The organism is Candidatus Hydrogenedentota bacterium, assembly GCA_019637335.1.
Lineage (GTDB): Bacteria > Hydrogenedentota > Hydrogenedentia > Hydrogenedentales > JAEUWI01 > JAEUWI01.
This window is the reverse complement of the sequence record JAHBVV010000006.1, coordinates 92,602-113,160: the sequence shown is the minus strand read 5'-3', so window position 1 is coordinate 113,160 and position 20,559 is coordinate 92,602. Positions and strand designations below refer to the sequence as shown.

Genomic DNA, 20,559 nt, shown 5'->3' with positions numbered 1-20,559 from the left:
TCAGGGAGCCGATTCGCCGGCGAGATAGTCCATGGCGGTACCGGCGAGGACTTCGATGCCGGTCGCGATGCTTTCGTCGTTGAAATTGAAGCGGGGGCTGTGCAGGGACGGGGTGTCCGCGGCGCCCGGGGGATCGTTTCCCAGGAAGATGAATGCTCCGGGGACGGCCTGGAGATAATAGGCGAAGTCCTCGGCGGTCATATAGGGGTGTGTCACGGGGTGTACGCGAGCCTCGCCCAGGCGCCTGGCCGCGATGTCCCGTGCGGTCTCCGCCGCCCCGGGGTCGTTGATCAGGACGGGATAGCCGGGGCCTTCGGATTCAACGCGAGCTTCGGCCCGGAAGGCGCGCGCGACGTTTGACGCGATACGCTCGATCGCCTCCATGGTGTGAGCGCGGCTCTCGGGGCTCAAGGCGCGAAAGGTGCCTTCCATGATGGCGTTTTCGGGGATGATGTTGGAGGCGAATCCCGATTCGATCCGGGCCACGGTGACGACGACGGCGTTCCAGGGGTTCGTTTCACGGCTGACGATCGATTGAAGCGCCGAAACGATGTGGGCCGCAACGACGATGGGGTCGACGGCCGCGCCGGGATTCGCGCCGTGTCCGCCCCGGCCTTTGACGAGAATACGGAAGAAGTCGGCGCTTGCCATTACCGGTCCTGCGCCGACGGCGACGGCGCCGCTGGGGATTCCCGGCCAGCAGTGGAGGGCGAAGGCGGCGGAAACGCCGTCCAGGATGCCCTCCTCGACGATGAAGCGCCCGCCGGCGGCGATTTCCTCGGCGGGCTGGAAGATGCACTTTACCGTTCCGTTCAGGGCGTCGCGGTGCTTCCAGAGCAGGCGCGCGGCTCCGCAGAGCATTGTGGAGTGGCCGTCGTGCCCGCATGCGTGCATACGGTTGGGAATGCGGGAGGCGTAGGGGAGACCGGTTTCTTCCTGAATCTCCAGGGCGTCCATATCGGCCCGAAGCGCGACGGTTTTCTCGCCGCGCCCGGCGATGGTGGCCACGATTCCGGTGCCCTTGGCGTGGCCGCGCGTGAAGGGGATGCCCGCATCGCCAAGAAAGAGCGCGATGCGATCCGAGGTCCAGCGCTCCTCAAAACGGATCTCCGGGTGCTGGTGAAGCTGGCGCCGCAGCGCGACCAGTTCGGGCAGCAGGGGCTGGATATCGGGGAGCAGGGGGGCGCGCATGTGGGCTACAGTTTGATCCGGCTTCCGGGGAAGGCCTTGATGTTGAACTCGAAGTTGATATCGAAGCCGGATTCGCGGTCTCGGAAACGGATGGCGGTTTCCCAGCAGTGGAGGCTGCGGCGGAGTTCATAGGTCTGCGAGCGCAGGTCATCGCCTTCGAGGTTGTAGATGTGCTCGAAGCCGATACCCCACTTGTCGCTTATGCGGTAGCCGAGACCATAGAGCACTTCTCGATTGAAGACTTCGCTGTTGGTCTCGGTATAGGCGAAGCCGACCCGCCCGGACAGGGACTCGCCGCGCTGTGCGCCATCGTAGTACAGCTGGGAGAGGATCCGGTTATAGTCGCCGAACGATCCGCTGAAATCGCTCCGGATGTCACGATCGAGGAGGCGGTTGACGGCATTGTAGGCGCGGGGCAGGTTTCTTGCGAAAGAATAGCGGTTGAGGCTGGCGTCTTCGTCGGAAGTAACCTGCCGCTCTCCGGCAACCTGGAAGCCCCACCAGGGCCGGGGGCGGACATCCACCTCAATTTCGTAGTCCTCCGTGGCGCGGCGTTCGTTCCAGAAGTCGTTTCCCTGGTAGAGCGTGACGCGTCCGACCTGCCAGACCTCGCCGGATTCCGCGTCGCGGCCGTAGACGATATTCGCGAGCTTGGATTCGATGCGGCTGCGGCCGAAAATGCTGTCGATCGGGTCATATTGGGGAATGTTCAGGGGGTCTACGCTGGTATCGTGCCGGTAGGAGTAGGTGATGGACGGGACGACCACGTGTTTGAATGCGGAGAATCCCCATCGTCCGGCAAAGGTCCTGTGAAATCGTGTTTGCGCGGTGACGCCCCAGGTGTTGGCGAAGGTGCCTGTTGAACCGCTGTCGCGGCGGTCGCGGGTATAGAAATTGGCGTCGATTTCCCAGAAGGGGGTGACCGCCACGGCGGGATGCGGGTTCCAGGCATAGGAGATTCTTGCCGTGCTCGCGGAGCGGGCTCCATCCACGCCGCGCGGCTCGCGGTTGTAGTAGCCGTTCGCGGTGTCGAAGGTTACGTAGAGGCGCTCGGCAAGGGGGCGCTCGAGGAGGTGGAAGGTCAGGTCCGGGACTTGTTCCGTCTGGCTGAACCAGCCGTGGGTTTGCGGGCGCACGGTCGCGGTGGCGAAATAGGCGGGCTGGCGGTAGGTCACGTTGGCGAAGGACCTGGGGAGTTCGCGGTTGCGGAACGCGTCGTAGTAGAAGTCCTGGTAGAAGTCTTCATCGCCCCAGTGCTCCACCTGGACGCGCGCGATGAGGTCGTCGCTGTACTCATAGCGGTGGTACAAGTGGACGTAGCCGCGGTCCTCGGTGGTGTAGAGGAAGTGGCCATCGCCGCGTGTCCGGTAGAAACGGGACGCGGGGTTTTCCATGAAGTTGTACGCGATATCTCCCCCGAGTCCGACGCCCTCCTTTTCGGTCACGAAGAGGCGGGGGCCCAGCGCCACGTCGGGGCTGAGTTCGTAGGATTGCCCGACATTGACGAAATAGCCGATGTCGGCCTGGCGCCCGCTGTCGAAGTCGATATTCCAGGGGGATCCGCCGACGCCGCCGCGCTGCCATCGGGGGAGAAAGAATGGGGTGTCCGCGCGGCCGAGTTGCAGCCGGGCGTTTGAGCCGGCCACGGGCTGGCCATCCACGAGTTCGAGTTCGCTGAGGCGGATCTTGTAATGGGGGTGAACGTGGTCGCAGGTGGTGACCCAGACATCCTCGCCGCTCAGCGATTGGGGTCCGTGCAGGTGAAGGCGGTCGGCGGCGAAATAGTAGATACCGGCCTGCCCGCGGGCATTCCGGAGTTCGCCCTGTCCCGATTTGAAATCGTACTCGAGGTATTCCGCCTCGAGTTCGCGAGTCGGCTCGGAGATGTGCGCGTTGTTCAGTGTCAGGCGGCCCTTGTCGAGGGCCGAGTCCGCGCCATCCTCGCCGGCGAGGATTCTGGGGGGGCTCTTTTCGCCGGATTCGTCGAGCTGGAATTGGATATCGTCGGCCGTTATTGAGGAGGACTGTTGCGTGATGAGCACATTGCCCTCCGCATGCACCTCGACAGGCGTTCTGCGGTGGGTAAACTTGTCGGTCGTCAGGGTCAGGTCGCCGAGCTCGGCGCGAAACTTCGAGAACACGGTGGCGTCACTGTCGGCAGCCTTTGACGCGGTGTCGAAGGTGATGTTTTCGAGATTCCTGGTCAGGTCCGGCGCCTGAAAACCGCCTTCCGTCGAGCCGAACTCGGTGGGCTGGGTCAGCGCGTCGGTGATGGTTCTTCGGGAGAGCTGTTGGAGCGGCGAGGCCGAGGGGCGGTCCGGGGAAGGGGCACGAACGCCACTGGTCTGAATCGGGAAGCGGCGGATCGAGGCGGCATCCCGGCTTATGGTCTCGGTGGCTGGACTCGTGGGCTCCACGGGTTCCCGGCTGCCGGCCGGCCGCTCTGGACGGGGCTCGTCCGCGGGGTCCGCTTGCGACTCGGCTTCGGGAGCGGGCGCATCGACCTCCGGGCGCGGGGCGCGGGCGATCCGGACTTCCTCTTCGCCAGGCGCTTCGGCCTCCCCGGCCTCCGGTATCGCGCCGCGCGCGGCGTTATCCTCGTTGGCGGGGGGGGTATCGGCAGGATCAGGAATGTCCTCGACTTCGAAGGCCACGGGCCTGGCTTCGACGACATCGACGCCGCCCGGGAGATCCAGCGGCTCGGGGGCGGTCTCGGGGGCGGCGGGTTTCAGGCTGGCGAGGCCATCGACGTGGGCGCGCTGTCCGGCGGGATCCAGCGCGATTAGAAGGGAGGCGCCGGATACGAGGCGCGAGGCGCGAAGGCCCAGTGCGCGTGTATCCAGGGGATTGAGCGAATTGTCCAGGATTTCGATGCGGTTGCCCGAGGCCGCGTAGATACGATCGCCGGATGCGGCCAGCGCGGTGGCGCTTATTGAGCGCGCCGCGGCCACCCGCGCGGACTTGAGGTCCACGAGGTACAGTGTGGATTCGCCCGCCGCGACGAGCTGGTCTCCGGGCAGGGCCGCGAGGTGGGCGGCGGGCTCCGGGATCGGGATGGCGTCCAGGTGGACCAGGGTCTGGCGGTCGTATAGCTGGATTGAGGGCGCGATGCGGCCGGCGGCGGCGGCGAAGGACTCGGTGGCGGCCAGCGCGTGCGGGACGGCTGGAGCGCGCGGCACATCGCTGGCCGAGATTGCGCCGCGGGTGTCGATGACGGTGAGAGAATCCGCGAAGGTATTTGCGGTCAGGTAGCGTCCGCCGCCGAGGGCGATAATGGCTCCCGGGGCGGCGCTGAGATCGATTTCCGACAGTACGGAAAGCCCCGCGAGTTGAATTATGGTAACGCTCTTTCCCAGGCGATTTGCGACGGCGAGGGTTTGCCCGTCGGACGCCAGTGCGGCGGGCCCGCGCCCGGCGGTTACGCGCGCGGCGATGTTTCCCGTTGCCGGATCGATGGACCAGATTGCGTCGCGGTCATAGACGGCGAGGAAAATCTGGCCGCGCGCGGGATCGATGGCCGCGTCTCGAAATTGGCCCTGCACGGGCAGGGGCGAGGCGGCGTCCTGCGCCGCGGCGGTGAACAATTCCGGGTGCGGGAACAGTAGCCAGGCGGCCAGGAGAAGGCCGGCCAGTGAGGAAGAGCGTTTGAGCACGTGGTCAATTCCCGAGGCTTACAAACCAGAACGCAGCGACACGTTTTCCGGTGGGGGCTTCGCCGCCCGTGGGCTCTTCGGCGGCTTCGGCGGATTTCTCCTCAGCAAGTTCCTCGGATTCAACCAGCTCTTCGGCCTCCGAATCCTTTTCGGTTTCCGCCGGCGGGGGCGTCTTGGATTCGCTCCCCGGGCTTTGTTGCTGGGCCTGCGCCGCGGCGGCGCCGGATGGCTGGGCGGTGGCGGGATCGGCTCCGGCGAGGAGGGCGGCCCCGATGAGCGCGGCGCTTAGGAGGATAGTTGACATGGCTCTTTCTCCATGAGTTTGTTGGCGGCCTGCAGGGAAATGGCTTTGCCCGCGGCGCCGGATGTCTGCACGGTGAGGGCGCCCACGGCATTGGCCAGGGCGCATGATTTCGCCAGGGGCCAGCCATGAATGATGCCGTAGATGAAACCGGCGCACGCGGCGTCGCCGGCTCCGGTGCCGTCGACCACGGGAACCTGGTGGGCCCGGAAGGCGACGGTTTCGTTCTTGTGGCGGGCGAGCATGCCGTGTTCACCCATTTTCAGGAGGATGTATTCGATCCCGTATCCGGAAAAGAAATCCAGGATTTCCTTCGGGTCGGATTTCCCGGCATAGTGGGGCGCCTCGCTCATGCTGGTGCAGAGAATGCTGGTGTGGTGGAGCGCCTCCTCCATGAGGGGGAGCCAGGTTCCCGAGCCGTCGAAGCAGGTGTCAATGGAGGTCATGACGCCCTTCGACTGAATCTTCTTGAAGACGCGGGCGATGGGCTTCCCGTGCAGCTTCGTGGTGAGCCCGGGCCCGCCCCAGTGGAAGACCTTGGTGCGCTTGGCGAGCTCGAAGTCGATGTCCTCCTCGGAAACGATGCCGACCGTGCCGACATGGTGGAGGAAGGTGCGCTCGCCTTTGCTGTCGATGAGGACGACGGTGGCGGCGGTCTTGTGGTTGTCGACGCGGCGTATGCCCTGGGTGTTTACCCCGAGTTCCTGGAAGGATTCGATAATGAAGGCGCCGAAGGGGTCCTTTCCGAGGCATCCGGCGAAGGCGGCCTTACCGCCGAGCCGACTGAAGACGGCGGCGGTGACGCCGGCGAGTCCGCCCATGGTCATTTCGAGGGAAGGAACGAGCGCGAGCGTTCCGCGCTTGGGGATCTCGTCAACGGGTTGTACTTTTACATCGGCGCAAACACAACCGATGGTTACCAGATCAAACGCCATGCATTGCGCCCTTTATTCAGAACAGGTTTGAATTCGCAGCGGGTGGAGTATAGCAAGTTGGGTATCGGGGCGCAATCTTGAGGAGAGGTTTGATGGCGCGTTGCGCCGGTCAGGAAGGGTGAAATGCCGCTCTTGGCTGTCGGCGCTCAATTGAAGTCTCGCACGCTCAAGCCTTCGCGGCGGAGCCGCGGAGCTTGAACGTGGCGCCCGTGGCTCCACATTCGACTTCGGAGCGCCATGAAAGGTGCAATACCATGCCGGGGGTGATGGCGGGTTGGCGTTGCACGCTCTGGGGCGGAGGGGCTACCATCGGCTTTGGAAACAACTCGAAGCGGAACCGAGGAGGTAAGATCATGGCGAGCGTTTCACGGCGAACGGTATTGAAGGGGGCCGCGGCGCTTGCGGCGGCGACGGCGTTTCCCCGGCGGGCGAGCGCGAATGAGCGTATTCGTGTCGGGATTATCGGTTGCCGGGTGCGCGGGCCGCAGGTGGCGGCTTCGATGATCCGTTCGGGCCAGTTTGACGTGCCGGTCATCTGCGATTGCGACGACGCGATGGTGGAAAAGGCGCGCGCGGACGCGAAGGACGTTTTTGCGGAGAAGCCACCGAGGTCGGAGAAGGATTTCCGGCGCCTGCTGGAAGATCCGGATATTGACGCCGTGGTGGTGGCGACGCCGGATCACTGGCACGCGATGATGACGATCCTGGCGCTGGACGCGGGGAAGCACGTGTATCTGGAGAAGCCGGCATCGTTTAACATCGGCGATGGGAAGGCCATGCTTGCGGCGCACGCGCGGCGCCCGGAGCTTGCGGTGCAGGTGGGCACGCAACAGCGAAGCGGGCGGCACTTCGCGGATGCGAAGGCGTTTATTCAGGCGGGCGGGCTGGGGAAGGTCGCGTTTTGCCGGGCCTCGCATGTGTCGGAGCGCCACATCGTTCCGGTGATTCCGAATTCCGAGCCGCCAGCGTCACTGGATTACGATTTGTGGTGCGGACCCGCGCCGATTCACCCCTACAACGAGGAACTGCTGCATTACAACTGGCACTTCCGCTATGACTACGGCACGGGCGACATGGGAAATTGGGGCGCGCACTGGCTGGATGTGTTGCGTTGGCTGCTGGATCTGGATCTCCCGGTGTCGGTTTCCGGGTACGGGGGGCAGTACGTGGTAAAGGACGCGAAGGAGTTTCCCGACACGCAGACGGTGATGTATCACTTTCCGGAACTGACGATGCTGTGGGAACTGCGGCACTGGTCGCGCTTCATGCCGGGGGGCGGGCGCGGGAACTGCTGCGAGATCGACGGGGAGAAGGGGAGCCTCGTGGTTGATCGGCGGGGCTGGCGGTTTTATCCGCGGGATGAGGATGCACCGGGAGAGGAGCATCCGGGGAGCGAGATGGAGGTTGCGCATGCGCTTAGTTTTGCGGGCGCGATTCGCGGGGAGCGCGCGCCTTCGGCGCCGCTTGTCGAGGGGCACAAATCGGCGATACTGTGTCACCTGGGGAATATCACGGCGCGCCTGAACCGGAGCGTGGCGTTTGACCCGGCGCGGGAGACGATCACGGGGGATCCGGAGGCGGAGGCGATGATGGATCGGGCGTATCGGGCGCCGTGGGTTCGGGGGGTGTGAGAATGGACGGGGTGGACGGGGTGGACGGAGTGGACGGTTTTCTGCGGGTACAGGCCCCCGCGATCTGGAGGTGGTTGCAGCGCTTTCGCGGCTCGGGTGGTTCTTGTCGCGGGCTCCAGTCCCCTTGTTTGTCTCCCCGCGATCTGGAGGTGGTTGCAGCGCTTTCGCGGTCCAGGTGGTTCTTGTCGCGGGCTCCAGTCCCCTTGGTTGTCTCCCCGCGATCTGGAGGTGGTTGCAGCGCTTTCGCGGTCCAGGTGGCTTTAGTCGCGGGCTCCAGTCCCCTTGGTTGCAGCGCTTTCGCGGCCCAGGTGGCTTTAGTCGCGGGCTCCAGTCCCCTTATTTCTGGAGTTTGAAGTTGTCTAGGACTTTTCCGGGGCGGCCGTTTTCAAGCACTTCGCGGGCGGTGAAGGTCAGTGATTTTCCATCGACGCTTATGTGGCAGTAGTGGTGGCGGTAGAATTCGCCTTCGTCGGGTTCGTTTGAGTCCGGGTCGGCGGGGTGGTCGGGGATGTCGATTTTGTCCCACTCGGCGTATTTGTGGTTGTCGAGGCCGCCGCCGCCGCCGCCGGTGATGATGTAGGTGATGCCGTTGCCGAGTTGGGTGACGGGATCCCATTCGGGGTGGGGGAGGCCGCGTTCGTAGGCGTGGGTGTGTCCGTTGAAAACCATGTCGACCTTGTGCTGTTCAAGAATGGGAACGACGGCATTGCGCAGGAAGTCCTCGCCGTCGTGGTAGCCGCCACTCCAGGTTTCGAGGAAGGCGGGTTCGTGGTAGAACACGAAGGTCCAGTCGTGCTTCCCGGCGTTCGCGGCGAGTTCCCGATCGAGCCAGAGGAGTTGCGGGTCGTCCGGGACGATGGTGTTGCCGCGCGCGGGGTCGGGGTGCGGCATCCACTTCATCTTAAGGGGTTCGAGGACGACGAAGCGCGCGTTGGCCCAGGTGAAGGCGTACCAGTAGTGGTTGCTGCCGGGGGAAGTGTCCGGGTGCTTGAAGTAGTGGTCGAAGGCGACGACGTTGGGATTGCCTTCGTATCCGCCGTATTCGTGGTTGCCCATGGCGATGTAGCTGGGGCGATCGCCCATGAAAACGCGTGCGGGGAGCAGGTACTGGAGGGTCCACTCGTCCCAATTAATGCCGCGATCGACGACGTCGCCGACGCTCATGACGAAGTCAGCGGAGTCCGCGGCCATGGCGCGGGTCACGTGGCGGGCCATGCGTACGCCGCTCTGGTTGTCTCCCCACACGAGAAACTCAAAGGGGGCGGGTCCTTCGGGGGCGGTGATGAAGGTGCGCGGTGCGGTCTGGCGACGCCCGGCGGTGACGGCGTAGGTATAGGTGGTGGCGGGCGTGAGACCGGTCAAGGTGATCTTGTGTATGGTGGACTGGCTTTCGGTCTCGGCGGCGCCGCGATCCAGCGCGCCGACGCCAAAGTCGACAAGGGCGGGAACGGGCGCGCTGGTTTCGAAGCAGATGGTGATCTGATTGGGCCGGGCGTCCTGGAGATAGGGCGGAACAAGCAGGACGGGATCCGCCGCGACCTCGGCGAGGAGGGCGTCGAAGGCGGCGCGGGCCTCTTGGAGGGTGGGTGAAAAGCGGGTCAGGTCCGCGCGCGCCGTGGAGAGCGGGGCGTTGAGGCGGGACAGGGCGTCAACCCAGCCGAATTGGGGGAGGTCATGAGCGCGAATGGTGCGGGCGAGGCGGTTCACTTCGAGCTTGAGGTCGCGTTTGAGGTGGAAGCCCTCATCGATGCTGGCGAGGCGCCAGGCGGCCTGACGCAGCTTACCGCTACCCCAGCGATTGAGGATACGGAAGGCGACATCGATTTCGTCGCCGGGCTTCGTACCCGCCGGCAGGGCGAACAAACTGCCACGAAAATCCTTGGCGAGTGGCTCGACCTCCTTGCCGTTGACATAGCACCGGGCGGGATCGTCGAAATCCAGTGCGAGCAGCGGCATCTCGTCGCGCAGGGGCACGCCCGCGACCTCATAGGGGACGGTCAGGCGCGCGCGGTACCAGGCGGGGGTGTCGTCACCGCGCCACTCGTCGCCCACCCGCACGGTTTCCCAGGCGCTGTCATCGAAATGGGTCTGGTGAGCTCCGTCGGAGTCCGCGATGACGCGTTTCCAGGGGTTGATCGGTTCGGAGTAGTCGTCCATGACGTCGAGGGAGCGATTGATGGCGGCGACCGCCGTGGAGAGGCCCGCGGGCTCGGATTCGAGCCATACGCGGTCGAGGACAGCGGCGGTCTCGCCTGTTGCGCAGCCGATTGCGAGATTAATGGGCTGCGCGTTGGCGGACTGGGGGAGCCGCGCGGTGAGCGTGGCCAGGCCGGGGGCATTTAAGGAGGCGAGATCCGCGCCATCCGCCAGGACGCGCACGGGGCCACGGGTTTCCACATGGAGGAGGACATCGAGGCCCTTCCAGGCTTCCGGGATCTCGACGGAGGTCTGGAACCAGGCCATGGGGCGGGTGCGTTCGACGGTCCACGGGAGGGTGACGACGGCGAGTTGTCCGTGGGCTATGGCGGGGGGGCGTTCGGAAGGTTCCGCGAGGGAAAGATAGCGCCAGTCGCGGAGCTCAATCTGTACTTCGGCGTCGTAATCCCAAGGGGTGGAGAAGGCGGATACGGCGAGGGCCGCGGCGAGCGCGAGGCAAGCGAGGGTTCGGTAAAAGGTCACATTTAACTCCTGGAAGGTCTTTTGCAGGGCTTCGGGACAGTATAGGGGGAAGGCCCATGCTGATGCACCCCGTTACGCAGTGCAAGCGCATTCAGCATAGATCGCGATAGATGGGCGTGGGATCGTGGTGATTTGGCGCCCCGAATCGATGAACGTGAGCTTAATGGTGAGCGTCTCTGCCGGCAGGGATGCCGGCGCTCCAACACGCGCCAATTCCTGATTCACGGTGGTTCGTATCGCGAATGGCTCGTACACGAAGTTCAAATGCGATTGCCCTGCCCTGTCAGGCCTTCGCCGCAGGGGCCGCGTAGACGACGATATCCGCGCGTTGTTCGTCTTCGGGGCGCAGGGCCGAGGCTTCGGCGGGCTGGAGGCTGATGGTGAGGTAGCGCCGATCGGGTTCGGCGGCTTTCATGCGCAGGAGGAGGCCGCCATCGAAGTCCGTGTGAAACTGGCCGACGACGAGCAGGGCGTGGCCGTGATTGCCGGCGGCCTGGAGCGTGGAATGGGCCATGGTGGCGTCCCAGACCTGCTGCGCGCGGAAGAGGGCATCCAGGCGGGTCTCCGCGGCTTCGGGATCGGCTCCGGGCGCCGCGTGGTGTTGCATGGTTTCGCGGAATCGCTTCTGGTAGCTGGTTTCTTCGATTTCGGCCGGGAGGACCGCCTGGGCCGGGTAGGCATCCTGAAGGGCCTGAAGGGCGGGGAATCCTTCGAGCCGGGCGAGCCGCACGAGGCGTCGCGGGGCGTTTGCGGCGATAACGGGGGCGGCGTGCTTCCTGGCGGTGTCGAGCAGGGGCTGGTAGCAGGCGTCCCAGGAGTCCTTGCCGGCCCAGTCTCTTGAATCCGTGATGTCGACGAAAGTCTCCTTTGAGATGGCGTCGGTCAGGTAGGCGTCGAGGAGGGGTTGCTCATCGCGTTCGAGCATTTCGAGGCAGATGGCGCGGGGCCCTGATTCGAGCAGGGCGGCGGCGAGGGCGGCCTCGAAGGCGTGTGCGGCGGGGTTGCCGTGTTGCTCGCCGAGGATGACGATATCGGCGGCGGCGGCGCGCGCGAGGAGATCGGGCCAGGAGATGGGTTCACCAGAGCGCGCGTCGAAGGCGGGCATAGCGCGGGCGTCGGGGGGCGGCGTGTCGCGCGGAGCGCGGGACTCAGAGGTAGTGGCGCAACTGGACGCGAGTGCGGCGAGGAGGACGCATAGCAGGGTGGGGATGGCGTATGGGTAATGCATGGAGAGCCTCGGAGGTGGCGGTGTCTTTGTGGGAGGATAGCATTTTGGGGCGGGGCATGTGCACCCGGGCGTTGGGATGGGAAGGCGTGGACGGAGTGGACAGAGTGGACAGAGTGGACAGAGTGGATGGAGTGGATGGAGTGGATGGAGTGGATGGAGTGGACGGAGTGGACGGGGTGGACGGGGTGGATGGGGTGGATGGGGCGTGGGCCTTGGGCATAGAAAACGCCCCGATCGGGTTGCGACCGGGGCGTGAAGTGTTTCTTGTTGTACCCGTTGATCAGGCGGCGGCGGCTACGGCCTCTTGCACGGTGAATTTTTCGAGGTAGAGGGCGCGGCCGATGATGACTTCGTCGATGCCGTCTGTTTCGAGGGGCTTGACGGCGCGTACGTCGTCAAGGCTCGACATGCCGCCGGAGATGGTGACGGGAATCGAGATGGCCCGGGCGAGTTCGCGGGTGGCGTCGATGTTCGGTCCCTGCATCATGCCGTCGCTGAGGATGTCGGTGTAGATGATGCGCGCGGCTCCGGCGGCCTCCACTTCCTGAGCAAAGGCGATCGCGTCCCGGTCGGTGTCTTCGAGCCATCCGCTCAGGGAGAGCTTCCCCGCGCGAGCGTCGATACCCACGGCGATTTTGCCGGGGTAGCGGCGGCATGCCTCCTGGAGGAGATCCGGGTCGCGGTAGGCGGCGGTGCCCAGGATAACGCGGCCTGCGCCGGCGCCGAAGATGGTCTCGATGGTTTCCATGTTCCGGATACCACCGCCGACTTCGTAGGGGATGCCGGCGGCCTGCAATGCGCGGAGCTCCTTCTCCACGCAGCAGTGACCGGCCTTGGCGCCATCCAGATCAACGATGTGGATGATGCCTTCGCCGAGGGCGTCCCACCAGGCTTTGGCCTGGGCGACGGGGTCCTCGGAGAAGACGGTCTCCTGATCATAGTCGCCCTGGACCAGATTGACGCAGAGGCCGCCCCGGATATCGACGGCGGGAACAATACGCATCAGGACGCGGCTTCCAGGGAGGCGCGGGCCTTCTCGACGAGCTGGCTGAAGGCGGCGGCGTCGTTGACCGCCATGTCCGCGAGCACCTTGCGGTCGAGGTTGATGTTGGCGCACTTGAGGCCGCTGATGAAGCGGCTGTAGGTCATTCCGTTGGCGCGGGCGCCGGCGTTGATGCGGGCGATCCAGAGTTTGCGGAATTCGCGCTTGCGCACCTTGCGGTCGCGGTAGGCGTAGACGCCGGCGTGTTCGACGGCCTGGATGGCGGTCTTAATGAGGCGGTGGTGACTTCCACGGTAGCCGGACGCTTCCTTGAGAACCTTCTTGCGCCGCTGGCGCGAAGCCGGATTGTTTGTAGCTCTGGGCATGGGGATATCCTTTCTGTATCGCGGCCCGCCAGCCCCGGGGGGCGGCGTGCGTTATACCGCGGATGGCGCGGCGTGGGGGATCAGGAGTAGGGGAGGAGCACCTTGATCCGCGGCATTTCGACGTCGCCAACGGACTTGGCGCGGCGGAGCTGGCGGCGGCGTTTGGGCGACTTGGAATTCATCAGGTGGCGGGCGCCCATCTTGTGGCTGAGGAACTTCCCGTTCTTGGTGCGCTTGAAGCGCTTGGACGCGGCGCGGTTGGTCTTGACTTTTGGCATTGTCTTCCCTCCATCGGGGGTGGCGAAAAAGTTACTACTCGACCTCCGGGCAGTCGGGAGCGGGGCAAAACGGAGCCCTCCCCCGGATTTCCGGTGTCTGTCCAGCTTGAAAACATTGGGCCCCACGCGGGGCAACGGTCCGGTGAACGCCGGTCTACTTGGCCTTAATGGGCTGCAACACGAGGCTCATGTTGCGGCCTTCGAGTCGGGACGAGGCCGGGTCGTATTCGCCCGTGCACAGGTCGGCCGTCTCTTCGACCACCTTGACCAGTATTTCCCGCCCGAACTCGGGGTGGGCCATTTCGCGGCCTCGGAACATCACGGTGATTTTCACCTTGTTGCCCTCGGACAGGAACTCGCGTACGTGTTTCGTCTTGTATTCGAAATCGTGCTTGTCGATTTTCGGACGGTACTTGATTTCCTTGACGCTGACCGTGTGCTGGTTCTTGCGGGATTCACGCGCGCGCCGTTTCTGTTCGTACTTGAACTTGCCGTAATCCATGATGCGGCAAACGGGCGGCGTGGCGTTGGGCGCGACTTCGACCAGGTCTAGTTCCCGGGCTTCGGCTTCGCGGAGGGCGTCCTGGGGAGACATGATACCCAGCTGTTCGCCCTCGTCATCGACCACGCGCACCTGGCGGGCGCGTATTTTTTCATTAATTCGGACCGTGTCTTCTTCTCGCTTGACTGGCCTGGCTATGAGTAGAACCTCCTCTTGGACGTGCCCCGGAGTACGTTTCGCCCTCGGCCGGCCTCGGCCCGGGCGCTCCTGGGACAACAGGAACAAAAAAAATCGGCAAAGGAGCCAGTCCTTTGCCGATCTGGAACGTACCCATTTCGGGCGGCACATAACGCGCCGCGTTGCAAACCGAGCTGGCAGGCGATGTTGCCGCCGCAGGGTGAGGGACCGGCGTCCCTACTTACGGAAACCGGGGAGACCGGTTTCAATGTGCGAAGTGTATCAGATTCCGGGGGGCGGATCAAATTGTCTGGGGAGTGGGGGCGGGTACAAGCGCTCTACTGGGGTCTCGCACGCTCAAGCCTTCGCGGCGGAGCCGCGGAGCTTGAACGTGGCACCCGTGGCTCCCTTTGAAATTTCGGAGCGGTCCGAAATTCTCGGAGCAGCAGCCGCTTATGAGGTGTTTGCCCAATAGGGTGAAATTAGAAGGCGACTTCGCCGCCTGGCAGGCGGGGACGCCTGCGCTCCCAGCCTTTGACGCTTCCGTGATCTCACGTGCTGTAGCGTGGTTAGCATCAGGTGGATATGAAGGTGCGGAACCGGCGCGACGGGGTGGTTCCCTGTCGCGCCGGTGTGAATTCGGGGGCTTGCGGGATGGTTTTTCAGGCGCTGTTCTCCTCCGCGGGGCGCTGCCAGCCGACGAGCAGGAAGGTGGCGGCGATGCCGACGCTCATGCCGACCCAGGGGTTGAAGATGGCGAGGGCGACGGCGGTGAGGAGTACGACGCCGCGCTCGATGGTGGTGCGGGGGATGGCCATGGCGACGAAGGCGCAAGCGAAGCCCGTGAGGACGAGGGTCAGGGAGAGGGCGACGCCCATGAGGGGCTTGAGGGCGGTTACGAGGGGCAGGCAGAAATAGAGCACGGGGATGCCGAAGACGTAGTAGGAATGGATGCCGCTGAAGAGAGAATCCATTGACTTTCGGCCGTCGGTCCAGCGCTGGACGATGACGACCTGGACGCCGGTCCACAGCGCGCCCTGGTAGGGAAAGAAGGGCGCGACGAGGGCCATAACGGCGTTTCGGATGGCGAGCGCAAGGTGGCTGCGGTTGGAATTGATGTCGATGTGCTCGTCGGGGCGGGCCTTCTGGGCGGCCTTGATGATCTCGCTGCCGGTGATGATGTCGCCGAAGAGGATAACGTAGCTCATGAGGGCGAGGGGCAGGGCCTTGAGGAACATGGCGGGGTCCGGGAAGCCGATGGAGAAGGGCGACATCCTCTGTATGACGGCGCCGAAGGGCAGCCAGAGGACGCCCCATTCGATTTCGTAGATGACTTCGGCGGGGCCTTCGCGGAAGAATCCGGTGAGGGGGCCGATGAGGGCGGCGGTGAAGAAGCCGGGGAGGAGGCCCAGGCTGGCGAGCAGGGCCAGCCAGCGCATTTGCTTCTTGTAGCGCTGCACGGGCTCGGAGAAGATGAGGAGCATGCAGACCACGAGGGCGGCGGTGGTGGTGATCGGTGTGGCGTGAATGAGTTTGTCGGCGTCGTCGAGGAAGACGCGCTTGAGGGCGGCGATGGCGGCGCCGAGGATAATGCCGCCCTTGAGCGCGGGCGGGATCCACTCGATGAAACGGCTGCCGAGTCCGGTGATGCCGAGAACGAAGAGGATGATGGCGAGGTTGATGGAGGCGGCGGTGAGAAAGTGCAGGCGGTCCTCCGGAGTGGCCATGTCGGGGCCGCTGATGGCCAGAAGCATGAGCGGGAGCGCGGGGGTGACCATGCCGGGGGCGAAGGGCTCGCCGAAAAGAATCGGGGCGCTGCACAGGATGAGGGACTGTATGAACATGCAGGCGACGGCTTCTTCAAAGGAGAGGCCCAGATAGTGCGTGAGGATGGGCACGGTGGCCAGGCCTGTGGCGCCCGCGACGAAGATGCCCTGGACGAGGTCCTGCCATTCGAAGCGGGTGTGGATGAAGGGGATGCGGGTTGTGAAGGGGCCCCAGTTGATGCCCGGGTGGACGGAACCGCTCTCTCGCTGGCTCGGCATAGACACACTCTCCAGGTACGGGGGGCCGGACATCGCAGGCCCCGGTTGGAATGAACAGGGGGAAGCCGCCGTGGCTTCGCGAAAGGGTCTAACTTTACCAGCGTGCCGCCCGGAATGCCACAAAATCACACGCCAGGGCAATCGCATCCCAACCAGGCTGCGCCCTATTGGGCCGCAGCCAGAGCGGTATCGGCTCCTTGGTTCAAATGAGGTGGGCGCGGTGGAGCGCCGGCATCCGTGCCGGCAGAGATGCCGGCGCTCCAACGACACTGCCTTTTCACACGAGTCGCAGCCTGAATGTCGCATCGCTATCGCTACTGCGCCAAGTGCGGTTGCCCTTAGTTGCGCCCGCCTTGCGGGGGGGCGCTCGGGTGTGTCAGGCTTTTCCGTGACGAGGCGAACCAACCGCGCGGGGCGGCGGGCAGGGCTGTGATGGAGACCGTGGCAGATTCCAATAACGACGGCTTCGCGGCGGTGTCGCGTTTTGCGCCAAGCCCGACGGGCTACCTGCACCTGGGCCACCTGGTGAACGCGATCTGCGTGTGGGGGGTGACCCGGGCGCTTGGCGGAGCGGTGATCCTGCGCCTGGAGGATCATGATCGGGGCCGTTGCCGTCCGGAATATGAAACGGCCATTCTGGAGGATCTTGAATGGCTGGGGCTGGCTCCGGACCGGGGACTGCCCGCGGAATTTCGCGGGGGCGAGACGCCCTACCGACAATCGGATCGCGGGGCGCGCTACGCCGAATTGCTGGAGGGCCTGGCGGCGCGGGGGCTCGTGTATACGTGCCGCTGTTCGCGCCGGGAGATCCTGGAACGTACGGGCCCGCAGCCGGGGGAATTGTGTTACGACGGGCACTGCCGCGATCGGGGGTACGACCCGGGGTCGGCGGCGGGCGTGCGGTTGCGGCTTGATACGGGCGCGGTGGCGTTTGACGATGTCCTGGCGGGACGCCTGTCGCAGGATCCGTCTCGGCAATGCGGCGACGTGCTGTTGCGGGACCGTCACGGGAACTGGACGTATCAGTATGCGGTCGTGGTGGATGATTGGGATCGGGAGGTGAATCTGGTGATTCGCGGCGAGGACCTGTTGGAATCCACGGGGCGCCAGATCTTGCTGGGCGGCAGACTGGGGCGTGAAACGCCGCCGTTCTATCTGCACCATCCGCTGATCACGGACACGCGGGGGCGGAAGCTGAGTAAGCGGGACTTTTCCAGGGGGCTTCGGGACTACCGTGCGGAAGGGTGGACGCCGGAGCGGGTGCTTGGCGCGGCGGCGATGGGGGTGGGGCTGGGAATTCGGGGGGAGCGCCTGGAGGCGGGTGAGATTCCGGGGTTGTTTGAAGAAAGCGAGCTTGTGGCGCGGCTTCGGGAGATGTTTCCCGCGCGGCGCCGCCAACCAGAAGGAGCGCGGATATGAGCGGGATGCCGGAGGAAGATGCCCAGCGTATGACGGAGGCGATCTTTGCGGGCCGGAAGATCGAAGCGATCAAGATTTACAAGGAGGCGACGGGGACGGGGCTGAAGGAGTCGAAGGAGTTCGTGGAAGATCTTGAGCGGCAGTTGCGGGCGGAGTGTCCGGAGCGGTTTGCGGCGGGGGCGAAGGCGGGGTGTGGGGCGGTGGTGCTGCTGGGGGGAGCGATCGGGCTGGTGGGGTGGCTGGTTTGAAGAGTGAATGGTGAAGGGAGAAGAGTGAAGAGAATTGGCGGGGTGGATTCTGGGGGTACAGACATTCATGACGCGTTGCGCGATCTGGTAAAGTTGAAGCACTGCCCATGACTGTTGGGCACATCTTAAGTCTCGCACGCTCAAGCCTTCGCGGCGGAGCTGCGGAGCTTGAACGTCGGAGATCCGCCGCAGGAGGATGGCACCCATCGCTCCCTTTGATATTTCGGAGCCGTCGCTCATGACGCGTTGCGTCACCCGTTAAGGATGAGAATGGACGGCGGCTTCGCCGCCTGGCAGGCGGGGACGCCTGCGCTCCCAGCCTTTGCCGCTTCCTTGTTTGAGAAACGTTAATCTGGTTTGCATGAGGTAGTTGTGGTGATGCTGAGGCGCTTTTTTTCGGAGCAGCCATTCGCGAAATTGGGTTGGTTTGGGCGGTTTCGCGGCGTTGGTTTTGGTCGCGGTTGGCAGTCCCCCGGCGGGCGCCGCTTTGGACGCCCGCCGGATTGTGGCCCCCTGCCGTTTTCCCGCTATCTTGACCCGGTGAGGGTCTTGGCGGTGATGACCAGGTCGACGAAGGCTTCGCGGTCGGGATCGCCGTTGCTTGCGGCGCGGGCCATCTCGATGATGCGGTCGAAGTTGCTGGGGTGGCGGTAGCCGCTGTGGCGGAGCACCTGCCCGAAGGCGGCGACAGCGGAGGCGAAGCGGAAGTCGGCGTCGGCCTCGCGGAGGTCGTTGTTGACGGTGGCCAGGGGGACATCGAGACGCGTGCTTTCGCTGGCTTCGGGTTCTTTGTAGCGGAGTTTCACCGTGAGCCATTCGGGGAGCGGCGCAATGTCGGGCCGGGGCGTCGGTTCCGGACCGGGCAGGATCGGGGTTTCTCTATCGCCGGCAGGCGCGGCGCCGTACTTCAGGGAGTCCACATCGGGTTCCACAGCCTGGTACTTCAGGGGGTCGACGCCGGGCGCGGGGCCGCTGCCCGCCGGGATGATTTCGTAGAGCGCGGTCACGGTGTGGCCCGCGCCGATCTCGCCGGCGTCTTTCGTATCGTCGTTGAAGTCGCGGTTCGCCAGCGCGCGGTTTTCGTAGCCCAGGAGGCGGTAGTGCGATACCCGCGCCGGATTGAACTCGACCTGGATCTTGACGTCCTTCGCGATAGTCTGAAGCGTGCCGGCGAGCTGGTCGACCAGCGCGCGGCGCGCTTCGGCGTGGTTGTCGATGTAGGCGTAGTTGCCGTTGCCGCGGTTGGCGAGCTGCTCGAGGGTTGCGTCCTTCAGGTTGCCCATGCCGAAGCCCAGGGCGGTGAGGAAGACGCCGGATTTTGCGCGGGCTTCGATCAGGGACATCAGGCCGCCGTGGGACGTGACGCCGACATTGAAGTCGCCATCCGTGGCGATGATGACGCGGTTGATGCCGCCGCGGATGAAGCCTGATTGGGCTAGATCGTAGGCCATCTCGATGCCGCCGGCGCCGTTGGTGCTGCCGCCGGCGCGGAGGCTGTCGATGGCTGCGACGATGGAGCCGCGTTCGCTGCACGGGGTCGGGTCGAGCACCTTCCGAGCGTCGCCCGCATAGGTCACGATGGCCACGCGGTCGTTGGGGCGAAGCTGTCCGAGGAGGGTCTTCATCGACTCCTTTACGAGCGGGAGCTTGTTCGCGTCGCCCATCGAGCCCGAGACGTCCAGCAGGAAGACCAGGTTCGCCGGGGGGCGCTCACTCTGGGGTACTTCCAGGCCTTTGATGCCGATGCGCACGAGGCGGTGCTGCGGGGCCCAGGGGGCGGGCGCGCCCATGACATTCACCGCGAAGGGGCGGCCATCCACGGGCTGCGGATACGCGTAGGCGAAATAGTTAATCATCTCCTCGATGCGCACGGCGTCCGGCGGCGGGAGGTGTCCCTGGTTCAGGAAGCGGCGGACATTGCTGTAGGCGGCGGTGTCCACGTCGATGCTGAAGGTGGACAGGGGCTCGTCGCGGACGGCGAGGAAGGGCTTCACGCCCGCGACCTTGACGTAGGTCTCCGTGCCGGGGCCGCCGACGATTTCGGTGGGCTTGTTGTCGGGGGTGTTCCACTTCCAGGGTTCACGAAAGGCATCGCGGTCGGCGCCCAGCCGCAGGCCCGTGGCTTCATCGTCGGGTATGTTCGAGGCGAGTTCAGAGATTTCCGTCTGGCCGGTGAGGTTGCCGACGTTGTATTCGGCCCACTGTTCGGTCTCGGGCGGCGCGGAGGGTACAACTGGTTCCCCGCTGGCTCCGCCGTCGGTTTCGTAGCTCAGGCTCAGTCCGTCGTTCAGGTTGGCGCGTATTTCGAGGCGGTTCCGGGCTTCGACGATCTCGGATTCTTGTTCGAGGAGCTGACCTGGTTTGGGCGCGGGCTCTGTGGGTCTTGAAGTTCCCGAAACGAAGGGAACCTCTTTGCCGATCGTGATCGTCGACTCCGACGGAGCGGATTCCCGCTGCCCCGCGATTCCGGGGAATCCTGACGAGTATACGGTGCTGTCTTCTGATTTGATCGTCTCCATGTCGTGTCTACCTGATCTGGCACCGAGCGTACCAACTGGGTCTCTGAATTCACCGAAGTTATCCCTGCCGATGGGCGGGGGAGGCGGTTCCGCATGTTGCGCAGATTCCGAAGCCAAATAGTAGCCTTTCGATATCCACTTTTGCGTGTTCGGGATCGCAATGGCCGCGAGAATGGCAATTACTGCCGCAGCCGTTAAGAGTCCAGGGAAGATGGACTTTCGTCTCTTCATCCGTACCACGTTCTCCGGCACCTCCTCCGCCGTCCCCACAATCGCGGCGCGCTGCTCGTCGGTGAGCGCGTTCGCCGCTTCGTCTTCCCGCAGGATGCGGCGCGTGGTGTTTGCGACGCCGCGAAGTTCTTCCACGAGATCGCGGGCGTCCTTG

At 64.8% G+C, this 20,559-nt stretch carries 15 protein-coding genes; 3 read left to right on the top strand and 12 right to left on the bottom strand.

From position 1 onward, the window contains the following. Genes KF886_09445 through KF886_09430 form a run of 4 tightly spaced genes read right to left on the bottom strand, consistent with a single transcriptional unit; the run spans position 1 to position 6,080 of the window. Positions 1 to 1,191 (bottom strand): amidohydrolase, encoded by a 1,191-nt coding sequence (locus KF886_09445; GenBank protein MBX3177573.1) that lies wholly within the window; start codon positions 1,189 to 1,191, stop codon positions 1 to 3. Between the two features lie 5 nt (positions 1,192 to 1,196). Further along, entirely contained in the window at positions 1,197 to 4,844 is a 3,648-nt protein-coding gene (locus tag KF886_09440; protein MBX3177572.1) for a hypothetical protein, read from the bottom strand. Positions 4,845 to 4,848: 4 nt separating this feature from the next. After that, entirely contained in the window at positions 4,849 to 5,148 is a 300-nt protein-coding gene (locus KF886_09435) for a hypothetical protein (GenBank protein ID MBX3177571.1), read from the bottom strand. Continuing rightward, on the bottom strand, positions 5,130 to 6,080 hold the full coding sequence (locus KF886_09430; GenBank protein ID MBX3177570.1) for a carbohydrate kinase family protein: 951 nt from the start codon (positions 6,078 to 6,080) through the stop codon (positions 5,130 to 5,132). The genes KF886_09435 and KF886_09430 overlap by 19 nt, the downstream gene beginning before the upstream one ends. Before the next feature lie 353 nt (positions 6,081 to 6,433). Here KF886_09430 and KF886_09425 point away from each other — a divergent pair, with 353 nt between their 5' ends. Further along, positions 6,434 to 7,711 (top strand): Gfo/Idh/MocA family oxidoreductase, encoded by a 1,278-nt coding sequence (locus KF886_09425; protein MBX3177569.1) that lies wholly within the window; start codon positions 6,434 to 6,436, stop codon positions 7,709 to 7,711. A 336-nt stretch (positions 7,712 to 8,047) separates the two neighbouring features. On the opposite strand, the gene KF886_09420 is transcribed toward KF886_09425, so the two are convergent. The 7 genes from KF886_09420 to KF886_09390 all read right to left on the bottom strand — a co-directional run bounded on the left by KF886_09420 (position 8,048) and on the right by KF886_09390 (position 15,988). Next, entirely contained in the window at positions 8,048 to 10,390 is a 2,343-nt protein-coding gene (locus KF886_09420) for a metallophosphoesterase family protein (GenBank protein MBX3177568.1), read from the bottom strand. Positions 10,391 to 10,673: 283 nt separating this feature from the next. Beyond that, entirely contained in the window at positions 10,674 to 11,618 is a 945-nt protein-coding gene (locus KF886_09415) for a ChaN family lipoprotein (protein ID MBX3177567.1), read from the bottom strand. 280 nt (positions 11,619 to 11,898) lie between these two features. Then, positions 11,899 to 12,621, bottom strand: a complete 723-nt coding sequence (locus tag KF886_09410; protein ID MBX3177566.1) for a 1-(5-phosphoribosyl)-5-[(5-phosphoribosylamino)methylideneamino] imidazole-4-carboxamide isomerase — start codon at positions 12,619 to 12,621, stop codon at positions 11,899 to 11,901. After that, on the bottom strand, positions 12,621 to 12,986 hold the full coding sequence (gene rplT / locus KF886_09405) for a 50S ribosomal protein L20 (protein MBX3177565.1): 366 nt from the start codon (positions 12,984 to 12,986) through the stop codon (positions 12,621 to 12,623). The genes KF886_09410 and rplT overlap by 1 nt, the downstream gene beginning before the upstream one ends. 80 nt (positions 12,987 to 13,066) lie before the next feature. After that, positions 13,067 to 13,264: a 50S ribosomal protein L35 gene (gene rpmI, locus KF886_09400; GenBank protein MBX3177564.1), complete on the bottom strand. Its 198-nt coding sequence runs from the start codon at positions 13,262 to 13,264 to the stop codon at positions 13,067 to 13,069. 154 nt (positions 13,265 to 13,418) lie between these two features. After that, positions 13,419 to 14,114 (bottom strand): translation initiation factor IF-3, encoded by a 696-nt coding sequence (gene infC / locus KF886_09395; GenBank protein ID MBX3177563.1) that lies wholly within the window; start codon positions 14,112 to 14,114, stop codon positions 13,419 to 13,421. Between the two features lie 491 nt (positions 14,115 to 14,605). Next, positions 14,606 to 15,988 carry a hypothetical protein gene (locus KF886_09390; protein ID MBX3177562.1) on the bottom strand — a complete coding sequence of 461 codons (1,383 nt, stop codon included), beginning with the start codon at positions 15,986 to 15,988 and terminating at the stop codon, positions 14,606 to 14,608. 441 nt (positions 15,989 to 16,429) lie between these two features. Here KF886_09390 and KF886_09385 point away from each other — a divergent pair, with 441 nt between their 5' ends. Together KF886_09385 and KF886_09380 are read left to right on the top strand one after the other, a co-directional pair. Continuing rightward, positions 16,430 to 17,407 (top strand): tRNA glutamyl-Q(34) synthetase GluQRS, encoded by a 978-nt coding sequence (locus KF886_09385; protein MBX3177561.1) that lies wholly within the window; start codon positions 16,430 to 16,432, stop codon positions 17,405 to 17,407. Next, a complete protein-coding gene (locus KF886_09380) occupies positions 17,404 to 17,655 on the top strand; it encodes a ribosomal protein L7/L12 (protein MBX3177560.1) in 252 nt (83 codons plus the stop codon). Before KF886_09385 ends, KF886_09380 begins: the two co-directional genes overlap by 4 nt. 527 nt (positions 17,656 to 18,182) lie before the next feature. Here the strand turns inward: KF886_09380 and KF886_09375 are convergent. Continuing rightward, entirely contained in the window at positions 18,183 to 20,174 is a 1,992-nt protein-coding gene (locus KF886_09375; GenBank protein MBX3177559.1) for a VWA domain-containing protein, read from the bottom strand. Between the last annotated feature and the right edge of the window lie 385 nt (positions 20,175 to 20,559).